Origin of the sequence: Campylobacter sp. Cr9 (assembly GCF_020138295.1) — a bacterium.
Lineage (GTDB): Bacteria > Campylobacterota > Campylobacteria > Campylobacterales > Campylobacteraceae > Campylobacter_E.
On record NZ_JACGBH010000009.1, the window covers coordinates 83,649 to 95,650 of the forward strand.

10 protein-coding genes are annotated in these 12,002 nt (G+C 28.6%); 7 read left to right on the forward strand and 3 right to left on the reverse strand.

Going from position 1 to position 12,002, the window contains the following annotated elements:
• Positions 1–9: 9 nt before the first annotated feature.
• The 3 genes from dcuC (at position 10) to AVANS14531_RS05915 (ending at position 2,431) form a co-directional block, all read left to right on the forward strand.
• Positions 10–1,401 (forward strand): C4-dicarboxylate transporter DcuC, encoded by a 1,392-nt coding sequence (dcuC, locus tag AVANS14531_RS05905; protein WP_336611672.1) that lies wholly within the window; start codon positions 10–12, stop codon positions 1,399–1,401.
• A gap of 28 nt (positions 1,402–1,429) precedes the next feature.
• Positions 1,430–2,074, forward strand: coding sequence for a M48 family metallopeptidase (locus AVANS14531_RS05910; protein ID WP_336611673.1), 645 nt, complete (start codon positions 1,430–1,432; stop codon positions 2,072–2,074).
• Between the two features lie 108 nt (positions 2,075–2,182).
• A complete protein-coding gene (locus AVANS14531_RS05915; protein WP_336611674.1) occupies positions 2,183–2,431 on the forward strand; it encodes a hypothetical protein in 249 nt (82 codons plus the stop codon).
• Between the two features lie 7 nt (positions 2,432–2,438).
• Here AVANS14531_RS05915 and AVANS14531_RS05920 read toward each other — a convergent pair whose 3' ends face one another.
• Positions 2,439–2,771 carry a hypothetical protein gene (locus AVANS14531_RS05920; protein WP_336611675.1) on the reverse strand — a complete coding sequence of 111 codons (333 nt, stop codon included), beginning with the start codon at positions 2,769–2,771 and terminating at the stop codon, positions 2,439–2,441.
• 79 nt (positions 2,772–2,850) lie between these two features.
• On the opposite strand from AVANS14531_RS05920, the gene AVANS14531_RS05925 reads away from it, so the two are divergent.
• The 3 genes from AVANS14531_RS05925 to AVANS14531_RS05935 all read left to right on the forward strand — a co-directional run bounded on the left by AVANS14531_RS05925 (position 2,851) and on the right by AVANS14531_RS05935 (position 7,215).
• On the forward strand, positions 2,851–2,976 hold the full coding sequence (locus AVANS14531_RS05925) for a hypothetical protein (RefSeq protein WP_336611676.1): 126 nt from the start codon (positions 2,851–2,853) through the stop codon (positions 2,974–2,976).
• Between the two features lie 98 nt (positions 2,977–3,074).
• Positions 3,075–5,960 carry a DEAD/DEAH box helicase gene (locus AVANS14531_RS05930; RefSeq protein ID WP_336611677.1) on the forward strand — a complete coding sequence of 962 codons (2,886 nt, stop codon included), beginning with the start codon at positions 3,075–3,077 and terminating at the stop codon, positions 5,958–5,960.
• Positions 5,950–7,215 (forward strand): phospholipase D-like domain-containing protein, encoded by a 1,266-nt coding sequence (locus AVANS14531_RS05935; protein ID WP_336611678.1) that lies wholly within the window; start codon positions 5,950–5,952, stop codon positions 7,213–7,215. Before AVANS14531_RS05930 ends, AVANS14531_RS05935 begins: the two co-directional genes overlap by 11 nt.
• Positions 7,216–7,553: 338 nt before the next feature.
• On the opposite strand, the gene AVANS14531_RS05940 is transcribed toward AVANS14531_RS05935, so the two are convergent.
• Together AVANS14531_RS05940 and AVANS14531_RS05945 are read right to left on the reverse strand one after the other, a co-directional pair.
• Positions 7,554–7,940: an NfeD family protein gene (locus AVANS14531_RS05940; RefSeq protein WP_336611679.1), complete on the reverse strand. Its 387-nt coding sequence runs from the start codon at positions 7,938–7,940 to the stop codon at positions 7,554–7,556.
• Positions 7,933–8,850, reverse strand: a complete 918-nt coding sequence (locus tag AVANS14531_RS05945) for an SPFH domain-containing protein (RefSeq protein WP_336611680.1) — start codon at positions 8,848–8,850, stop codon at positions 7,933–7,935. Before AVANS14531_RS05945 ends, AVANS14531_RS05940 begins: the two co-directional genes overlap by 8 nt.
• Positions 8,851–9,056: 206 nt before the next feature.
• Between AVANS14531_RS05945 and AVANS14531_RS05950 the strand changes: the two genes are divergently transcribed.
• The coding region (locus AVANS14531_RS05950) for a beta strand repeat-containing protein (protein WP_336611681.1) at positions 9,057–12,002 on the forward strand (2,946 nt) is incomplete at its 3' end.

Below are 12,002 nucleotides of genomic sequence, written 5' to 3' on the forward strand. Positions count from 1 at the left end.
GATAATAAAATGATTATGTATATTAGTGCAATTTTAGGCGTTTCGCTTATTATTTATATGCTTATTAAAAACCTTGATATTAAAATAAGCTTGTTTTTTGTAGGTCTTACTCTTATGTATATTGCTATGTATAGTGGTGGCGATATTGCTATTAAGGGCTTTAAATCAAGTGGCATTGCTTTGCTTGACCCACTTCAAGCAATTGCAATAAAGTTTAAAGATATTTTAACTAAGGCGGGATTTGTTATCCTTATTTTAGGTGGATATACAGCTTATATGAATAAAATTAGAGCAAATGATGCAACTGTAAGCTTACTTATAAAACCTATAAAATATATAAAATCGCCTTATATTTTAGTGCCTGTGGTGTTTTTATTAGGCAATTTATTATCAATTGTAGTTCCAAGTGCTTCAAATCTAGCGATAATCTTGCTTGCTACACTTTATCCTATTATGAAAAAATCAGGGCTTTCAACTCTTAGTGCGGCAGGAATTATCGCAACTACTGCGACTATTGTGCCAACTCCTTTAGGAAGTGATAATATCGCAGTTGTAGGAGAATTAGTAAAGTTAGAAAGGTTTGCAAATCTAAGCGTAAGCGAATATGTGTTTAATTATCATGCAAGGGTTTCAATTCCAACTATTATTTTTATGGCATTTGTGCATTTATTTTGGCAAAAATATTGCGATAGCAAAGAAAAGATTTCAAGCGATGATAATGTAAAGAGCGAAGAATTAAAAGAACTAGAATTTAGTCCAATTACAAAAATTATTTATGCCTTTTTACCACTACTTCCGATATTTTTATTAGTTGGGGTTTATTTATTTAGTAGTGCTGCAATTAGTGTTGAAATAGCTGTATTTTTCTCATTTATCGTAGCTATTGTTTGTGAGCTAATTAGAACAAGAAATATAAGACTTAGCCTAGATTTAACGCAAGAATTCTTTAAAGGTATGGGTGGAGCACTTTCAATCGTTGCACTACTTGTAGCTGGAACAACCTTTGTTGTAGGTCTTCAATCAATAGGAATTATCAAGGCTTTAGAAAGCTTTATGAGTAGTATTCAAGGCGATGGAATAAGCTTTGTTTTACCACTTATTTTAGTGCTTTTAACGGCTGTAATTGTTATATTAAGTGGTAGCGGAAATGCTTTGTTTTATGCGATGGCTCCACTTTTTGTGCCACTTGCAGCGGCTGCAAATATAGATGTATTAGCTATATCAATTCCTATGGGACTAGCTGGAAACTTGCTAAGAGCAGTCTCGCCAGTATCAGCTGTAATAATGATAGTAGCAGGTAGTGTTGGCAAAACCCCACTTGAAGTAGTTAAAAGAACAAGTGTGCCTATGATAGCAGGAACTATTTTTATGTTCGTTTTATCTATGATTTTTTATATGTAATAAGCACTCTTAAAGGGTGCTTAAAACCATGAATTACGAAGTAAAATTTACAAGAAAACGCATAAAAAACATAATCATAAAAGTGCGAAAATATGGCTTAGTTGAAGTAAGTGTGCCGTATTTTGTAAATATGAATAGAGCAAAAGAATTTTTAGAGCTTAAAAGTACTTGGATTAAGCAAAGAATGCAAGAGCTTTTAGCAAATCAAGAAACTACTAATCAAATAAGCTTTTTAGGCAAGAATTACGAGCTAGAATTTGAATTAGGAATTACAACTTCTTTTTTATTGCAAGATAACAAACTAATCATAAAAGCTACAAAAGATAGCGAAAAGGCTAAAAAGATTTTAGATGATTTTTATAAATTAAAATCACGAGAAATATTTAGCGAGATTTTAAAAAGATTTTGTGTAATTGTGGGTAAAGATATAAAGGCTTTAAAGCTTAGAAAAATGACAACTCGTTGGGGCTCTTGCAATACAAGAAAAGCTTATATAAACCTAAATACCGAGCTAGTTAAAAAAGATATTTTAGCAATAGAAGCTGTGATTATGCACGAGCTAACTCATCTATATCACGCTGATCATTCAAAGGCTTTTTATAACAAACTTTTAGGCTTTATGCCTGATTACTACGAGCGAATAAAATTGCTAAAAATGGAAAAAGAAATTTAAAAATATTTACATTAAACTTTAATTCTATTTAATCCATTAAATATTTTAATATTTATTTTAGAGTTTTTTAATAAAATTAAAATTCTAATATCACTTCAAAGGAATAAAATGAAAAAACTTTCACTAGGTTTAATTTTAGTTAGTATTTTAAGTAGTGCTGCTTTAGCTCATGAAAATAGATATTCTATTGAACAAGAATATGCAATTATTAATTCTTGTGTTGGAAACAATTCATACAACAAATCAAAATGCATATGTGCATTAAGAAAAACACAAAAATCTTTTGATGAATTTGAAAATACAAATCGTTTTTTTAACGAATTTAATAAAAATTTTAAGAATTGTTATTGGTTATAATTTATCTTCACTTATTTAAATGACAGTAAGATAATTTTAATAAATTATTAACGCATTTATCCCCAAGAATTTGTCTTTCGAATTCAAATCTATCTTGGGGACTTAAATAGTCATAGTATTTTTGTAATTTTTCTATAGTACTACGCCTTGGATTATCACTATCTCTGTCTAGTAATTTTTTAAATGATTCATAAAAATTATTTATCTCTTTTTCGTTTTCTAAATTCTCTACTTGTTCTGCTAATTCTCTAGCAACTTTTACAAGAGTTGTGTTATTGATAATAATGTAATTATCTATCTTTTTCTTAAGTTCTTCTACTATTTCTTTATTTGTTTTCATTTTTTTGTCCCTAAATGTCCCTAAGCCAAATTATATACTTCGTTCGCTTTGCAAAGTAAATAAAACGAAAGGAGATTAGATGAAACCACAAGATAATGCAGCAAATATGCAAAATGCTAACAAGGGTGTAAGCGGTGTTAATAAGCAATATGCTCAAAATCAAGGCAACCGCGGAGCACAACTAAACCCAAATAATAAAAAATAATCACTCCTAGCTTAAGGCTAGGAAATTAATTACGAAATGAACGACAAAAATTAAAACGGATAAGAGTTACGAAAATTAAGAAATTGAAAGGAAGTACTATGAGTAGTTTATTTGGCTACGAAACAAAAGAAATTTTAGAAAATGATAAATTGTTATTAAGCAAAAATTCAAAAGATTTTTATGTATATAGGTTAAAAAAGGATTTAAACAATCTTTATATAAGTGCATTAGCTTATAGATTGTGTAGTATTGAAGATGAGAATATAATAAAATGTGAATTTTATGAAGATAAAAATTATTATTATTTTATAACCGATGTTTATCAAGAATTTGAGCTATTAACCAATACTAGCCTTTGCTTTGCTGATAGTTACAATCAAAAATGTTTGTTAAATATCAAAAACCTAATAAAGCTTTTAGATTCTTTTATAAAACTTGAAAAACTTGAATTAAATGATTGTCTAGCTGATAAATTATATATAAAAGACAATAAATTATATTTGGACTTTTTATGCAATAAATTGCTAAATAATAATATATATCAAAACAATTTAGAAGTATTTAAAAGCATTGCCAAAAATTATTTTTCTATTAATTTAGATATGTTTAATGATTTTGATGAACTTAAAGAAGAGCTTTTAAAATATATAAAAGAGCCTTCTAGTTTATTTGAGATTAATTTCTCAATTGATGTTATATCTGGCTATGTTGATTTTATGCAAAAACAAGATAAATATTTGCTTCATCATCAAGCAAAAGAAAATTTAGAAAAATACATAAATAACCATAAGCCTTATTTTCTACTAGATTATGATAAACAATCAAGAGAAGAAATAAAGATTGCTTTAGGTGATTTTGTGTTTTGTTGCAGTACTAAAAACGATAATTATTTGTATTGTTTCCACATAATGTTTGATAACAATGCTAGGCTTGATGAGATTTATAAAAAAGGGCTTTATAAAGAAAATATTAGTTTTGTAATTAGTGAAGATGAGTATTTTTCAGGACTTAAAGTAAATAAATTAAATAATTTATATGAAGAATTAAGGCATTTTAAAACAAGTTCAAAAATAAGCTCAAGTGTAAAATCTGTTAAAATGGAAGAAGATTTATTAAGAGCTGAAAATGAATTTATCCAAAGCAAAAAATTAAGCCAAATAGGAATAATAGATAGCTTTAAAGATAATCAAATTTGTTTTTTAATTGAAGATTTTAAAAAACACTTCAAACAAAATCATAGAGTAATCATAAAACAAGCCAAAACCACATTAAACGATGTTGAAGTTCAAGGGGTGGTAGAAAAATTTGTAAGCTCAAAAGGTTTATTGTATGTAAATCTTAATGATGAATATTCGGGAATAAAGCTCAAGCAATACGATAAATATAAAGATTTTATAAAATACAATATTAGCTATGATTATCAAGCCGAAGAATCTGTATATAAGAAAAAAGAAAGAGCCTTATTCGAGCTTAAAAACAGTAATGTTTATATAAATAATCTAGCAAATAAATTATGTGATCCAAATGAAAGTTTTACGCAAAATACGGTTGTAAATCTTGAAAGATTTTTTAACAATGATTTAGATGAAAACCAACAACTAGCAGTTAAAAAAGCTTTAAGCTTGCAAGATGGAAGTGAGATTTTGCTAATACAAGGACCTCCAGGTACAGGCAAAACCACCACTATTGTAGAAATTATTAGGCAGTTTTTAAAAATACATCCAAATTATAAAATGCTTATAAGTTCTCAAAGCAATCAAGCAGTAGATAATGTATTAGAAAAGATTGTAAAAAGAGAAAAAAAGGTACTAAGAATAGGTAATGACCTTAGTAAAATGAGCGAAATTGCTAGAAAATTTACTCCAGATAAACTAATTAATACTTTAGTATCAAAGAATCTAAAACAACTAAACAAAAACCAAATACAAGAATATGAAGATTTTCAAGCAAATTTTAAAGAAACATTGCAAAGCATTACTTCAAAAAGTGCAAAAGATAGTGCTACTGAGATGTTTTTTATAAAAAATGTAAAGCTTATTTTTGGCACTCTTATTGGCATATCATCTTGGAATAATTTTAGAGAGATTGTTTTTGATTTAGTAATAGTTGATGAAGCAGGAAGAGCTACTTTAAGCGAATTATTAGTGCCTTGCATAAAAGCAAAAAGAATTATTTTTGTAGGAGATCACAAGCAATTAGCTCCTATAATTGATGATGAAATTGCAAACAATTTAGAGGAATATTCAAAGGCTGAGGTTGTTACATCTTTGTTTGAGCAAATTTATGAAAGCAATACTAAATTTCCTAATCTAAAACATAGATTAACATACAATTATAGAGCACATGAAAGCATTTGTAATCTTTATAGCAATGTATTTTACGAAGGCGAACTAAAGACTAAAGAAGAATTAAACGAATTAAAGCAACACAATATCCCTTTTTACGATAAAAATGCAATATGGCTAAATACAAGTAGATTAGCAAACAAAACAGATGAGCAAAAAGGTACTGGTAAAATTAATCGTTGCAATGCAAAGGTAATTAATAAAGAACTTCAAAAAATGTTAGAGCATTGCAAAATAAACGCTTTAAGCATAGGAATCATTACTCCTTATAAAGATCAAAAACATTTATTAGATAGTGCTTTAAGTAAAATTGTAAAGCAATATAAAGATGAAAAATTAGAAATTGATATAGGTACGGTTGATAGTTTTCAAGGAAGTGATAGGGATATTATTATTTATGATTGCGTTAGATCAGGAGCAGGCAATAAAGCAAAGATTGATTTTATAGCAGATGAAAAAAGACTAAATGTATCATTGTCAAGGTCAAAAAAACTGCTTTTAATTGTTGGAGATATTGAGTTTTTATATAAATCAAGCACAAATAAAGGCATAAATCCATTCAAAGAAATAATTGAATACATGCAAAACAATCAAGATTGTTATGAGATAAAAACATTAGGAGATAGTGATGAGAATTGATAAAGACTTAATCCAGCATAAATATGCTTATTTTGGAGAAGATAAAAATTATGAACTTTATGATATAAAAGAAATTTATTATCCTGTATATAAAGGTGTAATAAATTGTAGTTTTATAGAAAATGAAGAGCTAACAAGGATAGAAGAAGAGATATTAAAACTCTTGCAAGTTATAAAAGAAAATCACATTGCAAATATATTAAATATAACTTGTATTGATAAAGATATTTTAGGAACTATTTTATCTGAGCTGTATTATAAAGGATATGTTGATAAGTTTTTGCAAATAGATAATAAAGGCAAAAAGTATCTAAACGGAATAAGAGCTAGAAAAACCATTGAAGAAGAATTATGTGTATTATTTGATGGGATTTTAGGCGATATTTTAGAGATTTCAGAGTCAAATATCCTTGTAGAAACAAAAACAAATCAAAACGCAATCGAGCTAAAGCCAAACAATAGTGCAAGACCAAGAAACGAGGCTTTAAACGATGAATTTATTGATGATTTAACCTTAAAGCAAGTTATTTTTGAAAGTGTTAGAAATTTTAATAAAAACAAAAATCTTTATAAAATTAATGAGATTAATAAGATTGGAAAGTATTTTAAAAAGCATTTAGCTTGTTTTTACAAAAATCAAAACGAAGAAGAAAAAATCATCGTTTTAAACGATGAATTAGCAATAGATGAAGAATTATCAAGATTATTTGAAAATTTATTAGAGTTAAACAAATTTAAACCTAGAGAAAACAAAGCAGATGAAGAAAATAAAGAAAATTTCAATAATTATAATTTTGGCATTAAGATTGAAGAAGGAGCTATTATTAATGAATGTTCGCACGGAAAATACCTAAAATATACTTTAGCAAATGCAAAAAAAGATGTGTATATTCAAAGCCCTTGGGTAAGAGCGGTTGTGCTGAATGAATATCTTGATGATTTTAAAAATGCCTTATTAAAAGGTGTAAATATTCATATCAAATATGGCATTAAAAAACGCAATAGGTTAGATAAAGAGCCAATAGATGATGAAGGTTTAAAGATTTTAAATAACCTTAGCTCAAATTATAAAAACTTTAAAATCTATCAAGATAATTCTCATGAAAAGATTTTGATTTGTGATAATGATTATATTATCAACGGTAGTTTTAATTGGCTAAGTTATAAGCATAATTATGGCAATGAAAGAAAAGAAAGCTCAATGATTTCAAAAAATAAAGATAGCATTATGAAAAAAATAAAAGAATTTAAATAAGGGATTTTCCCTTATTTAAAATAGATATTTAAATTAGTTTAAATGTCTATTTCAAATTCTTTGATAATTTAAGCAAAAAATATTGATAATTATTATATGCTAGGAATAAAGCCAAATAATCCGAGCAAGGGTTAGAAAAGAACAAATATAAAAGTATTTGGAGTTTAAAAATTAAAAGAATTTGAAATAGGAATTAGAATTGTAGCTAAAGCATTCGCAAGACTATTTTAAAATTAATCAATACTTTTATTTTATACGGTCTAAATATTGTTTTTAAATTCATATTTCCAATTCTAAGCTTTATTATCTTTGCTTATAGATGAAAACAATAAAATCTTTTAATCCTCAAGGATTAATTTGTTATTTTCTACGCCTTTTATCTTAATCTTATCACCTTCTTTTAGGTGTGAGATTTCATCTGCTTGCCATAAAGCTCCCTTATAATACACCATGCCGTTTTTAATAACTCCAAAACCGCTTTCATCTAAAAAGTTATCTTTTACAATCTCTTGATTTTTTTTGAAAAATTTTTTAAATAAAAGCAATAAACCAAGCGATAAAACAACACATAAAACAAGCTTTATTTCAAGACTAATTTCTACAAAAAGCCCTAAAACTCCAACTATAAAAAACCCAATCGCAAAAAATATAACATAAAAGCTACCAAGCAAAAGCTCAATAATTCCTAACACAAACCCAGTAGCTATCAAAATATAATCAATCATTTTTCTTACCGATAAAATCTTTTAAAACACTCAAAGCTCCGATTAACTCACTGCTTTCATAAGGCACTATTATTTTGTCTTTGCTTTCGTTTTTTGCTAGCTCTAAAAACGCCTCAACCCTACCCTTTGCTAGTAAAAACTCAGCCGCATTTACATTTTCGCTCATTGCTTCATTTATATTGCGAATAGCTTCTTTTTGACCTAAAGATATTGCGATTTGCTCGTATTTTTTAGCATCTGCCATTCTTTCTATGGCTTCTGCGTTTAAAACTTGCTCTTGTTTTAGCGCTTCTGCGTTTCTTATAAGTGCTGCTTTTTTAGCCTCAGCGTTTAGCTCAATAGCTCTTTTTTCACGCTCAGCTTTCATTTGCATATTCATAGCTTCTTCAATACCTGCTGGAACTGAGATTTCTGATATCTCAACTCTCATTATCTTTACACCCCAGTTATCTGCTGCATCGCATAAAGCCATTTGCAAAGCTGCGTTTAATCTATCACGACTACTTAGCGTATCATCAAGGTTCATTCCACCTATTTCACCCCTTAAGGTTGTCATTGCAAGGGCTGAAATTGCCATTTTATAATCTTCTACATTATAAACAGCCATTTTTCCATTAGTTACCTTTAAATACACTATGCCATCTACTGATATATTTACGTTATCTTTTGTAATAACTTGTTGTTTATCTATATAAATAAGCTGTTCTCTTATGGTTATTACAGCTCTTGGAACATCTAGTACAGGGAAGATTAAGTGAAATCCACCGCTTATTTCTTTATGAAATTTCCCAAGCCTTTCAATGATGATAATATCACTTTGAGAAACGATTTTGATAGCTAGTTTTAAAAACAAAATAGCTAAAACTAATAAAACGAAAATAACAAGATTTAAACCAGAAATTTCTAACATAAAAATCCCTTAAAATAATTTTTAACTAATATATCAAAATATTATTAAAACTTTTAAGCCTTATTGTTCGTAACATAATTCATAATTCAAATTCTTAGCACTTTTAAAAGATTTATATAAAGATAAAATTAAAACTTTAAATTAACATAATTTTATTAAAATTAAAAGTTTTAGCGATTTTATAACATTAAATAAGGAATATTATTATGAAATATAAATTAAGCTTATCATTATTAACTTGTTTAGCACTTAGCAGTGGACAGATGTTCGCTGAAGATGATTTAAACATTGTTTGTCCTAACGGAACAAATCCTTGCGTTATTAATGGAAAAGAAGTTAAAAACGATAATAAAAATACTGTAGATAAAATAACTCTAACAAATGGTGCAAAACTTACAAATAATGGAAATGATATCAATATAAACGAACTTACAGTTGATGGGACTTCAACCTATATAAATGCTAAACATTCGACTATAATTAATAAATTTACAAGTACAGCAACAACAGATCAAAAAGTAAATTTTAAAATAGAAGGTAAGCAATTAGAGATAGGTGATTTAACATCAATAACTAAAAATATTATACAAAATACAAATTTTACAGGAAATTCAAGCTTACATCTAAAAAATGTTAGCATAGATAGTAGCGTAACTAATGATGTAGGGTATATAAACTTAATAGGTAGTGAGGTTAATGGTACAACGATAATAACAAAAAGAGATTTAAGTCTTAAAAATAACACAATAACTAACGCTACCTTAAAAGCTACTTCTAATCTAAATGGAGTGGCAGAAGGAAATATTTTTACAAATAGTAAAATGGACGGTAAAGGAACTTACAAAGGAAACACCTTTACAGATACAGAACTAGGTTTAGACACCACAGGTACGATAAATTTAGAAGAAAATACATTTAAAGGCGGAAAGCTAAAAGCTCAAGGAAAATATACTAATAACACATTTACTAAAAAAGACCCCAAAGACCCTAACAGTAAAGGTGCTGATATAGATACTGGCTTTGATGGTTATATAACTTTTGCTGGGAACAATACATTTGATAGTGTAAATATGCATAAAACTACAGCAGATCAGTCAAATCATAATGTAGTTTTAGATTCTAACACAGAAACTATTTTTACAAATAGTACTCTAAGTAATATATCTATCAATGGTAATAGTAATACTTCTGTAAACAATAAACTAACTATAACAGGTGGAAAGCTAACCAACACAACAGTAGGTTCTCATAAAACAAATACAAATGTTTCAGATTTAACTTTAGATGGTGTAACTATTGATAATTCTGGTGTAACAAATCTTAATCACAACCTAAGAGCTCAAAATATCACTATAACAAATGTTACAAACGCAACAGGTGCTAAGATTAATGCTCAAACTAAACTTGACATGACAGGCTCTACACTAGATGCTACAAGTGCAATCACAGCAAAAGAAGCTGATATTAAAACATCTACTGTAAATGGAACTACAAATGTTACTAACAAACTAACAACTACAGGTTCTACCTTCGTTGGCACAGTAACGGCGAATGATTTGGTAAGCCAAAAAGATACAAGTGGAAAATTATCAGAATTTAATGAAGTTGTAAATATCACCAACTCAATCACATCAAGCGATACAACATTTACTAAAGATGTTACAGCTAATACAATCACAGCAAACGCAAATTCTAGCTTTAACGCTAACACTACAGCAACTAATAAAATAACTTCAGATGGTGCTACATTTGGTGGCTTAGTAAAAGCAAATGAATTAGAAACCTTAACAGCTAACAAATCAACATTTAAAGGTAATGTAGATATTACAAACAAAATTACATCAGCAAATGCTACATTTGAAGCACAGATAAAAACAGCATTTCTAGACGCTCAAAAGGATTCTACATTTGGCGTAAATAGCAATGTAATTGCAACAAATATAAATGCAGTTGGCGCTACATTTAGTGGCACAATAGCGAAAAATAATTCAATCACAGCTGATAGTTCAACATTTGAAAAAACAATCGATACAGGTAAGCTAACAGCAAGTAACGGTTCTATATTTAAAGGCACTGTAAAAGCAAATGATTTAGAAACTCTAGCGGGAACAGTAGCTTCAGAATTTGCTAACACAGTAAATGTTACAAACACACTAACATCAGCTAATGCTAATTTTACAAACAATGTAACAGCAGGAACCATCACTGCAAACAATGGTTCAAGCTTTGGTGGAATTACCACAGCTAACACAATCACAGCTAATAGTGGCTCAGTATTTGATACAAATAGCAATGTAAAAGCAAACGATAATATCATAGCAAATGCTGGTTCAAACTTTAAAGGTTCAACAACAGCAACCAATAAAATCACTTCAAACGGGGCTAGTTTTGATGGTACGATAAATTCAGCATTCCTAGAAGCAAATGCAGGTTCAACATTTGCAGCTACAAGCACTGTAAATGCAACTGGTATTAAAGCAATAGGTTCTACATTTAGTGGAAACATAGTTAAAAACAATTCAATCATAGCAGATAGTTCAACATTTGCAAATGCAATTGATACAAACAAACTAACAGCAAGTAATGGTTCTAAATTTAATAGCTCAGTGAAAGCAAATAATTTAGAGACTTTAGTAGGAACAACAGCTTCAGAATTTGCTAGCACCGTAGATGTTATAGATACATTAACATCAGCTAATGCTAATTTTAAAGGCAATGTAACAGCAGGAAACATAATAGCTAACGATAAAGCAATTTTTAGTGGCATAGTAACAGCAACTAAGGAAATCACAGCTAACAGCGGTGCAAACTTTACAAACGAAGTTAATTCAAACATACTAATAGCAAATAATGGCTCAGTATTTGATACAACAAGTAAAGTAAAAGTAACAGATAGCATTATTGCAAATGCAGGCTCTAAGTTTCATGGTAGTGTAACTACTGATTTCTTAGCAGCTGATAAAGGTGCAGAATTTACAGGTACAACTGATGTAAGACAACTATATGCTAAAGGCTCAAATTTCGGTGGCACTGTAACTATTAGTTGTGATAAACCTGATGAATGCGAATCAGTAATAGATGATTCTACCTTTAATAACTTGACCTTAAAAGAACAAACAAAAGTAACGCTAGATAATGGCTCTACAGTCAAT

Bases quoted from the DNA above. Each gene is read 5' to 3' on its own strand.
- AVANS14531_RS05915 (WP_336611674.1), top strand. From the start codon at position 2,183: ATGAAAAAACTTTCACTAGGTTTAATTTTAGTTAGTATTTTAAGTAGT.
- AVANS14531_RS05940 (WP_336611679.1), bottom strand. From the start codon at position 7,940: ATGATTGATTATATTTTGATAGCTACTGGGTTTGTGTTAGGAATTATT.
- AVANS14531_RS05935 (WP_336611678.1), top strand. From the start codon at position 5,950: ATGAGAATTGATAAAGACTTAATCCAGCATAAATATGCTTATTTTGGA.
- AVANS14531_RS05925 (WP_336611676.1), top strand. From the start codon at position 2,851: ATGAAACCACAAGATAATGCAGCAAATATGCAAAATGCTAACAAGGGT.
- AVANS14531_RS05945 (WP_336611680.1), bottom strand. From the start codon at position 8,850: ATGTTAGAAATTTCTGGTTTAAATCTTGTTATTTTCGTTTTATTAGTT.
- dcuC (WP_336611672.1), top strand. From the start codon at position 10: ATGATTATGTATATTAGTGCAATTTTAGGCGTTTCGCTTATTATTTAT.
- AVANS14531_RS05910 (WP_336611673.1), top strand. From the start codon at position 1,430: ATGAATTACGAAGTAAAATTTACAAGAAAACGCATAAAAAACATAATC.
- AVANS14531_RS05930 (WP_336611677.1), top strand. From the start codon at position 3,075: ATGAGTAGTTTATTTGGCTACGAAACAAAAGAAATTTTAGAAAATGAT.
- AVANS14531_RS05920 (WP_336611675.1), bottom strand. From the start codon at position 2,771: ATGAAAACAAATAAAGAAATAGTAGAAGAACTTAAGAAAAAGATAGAT.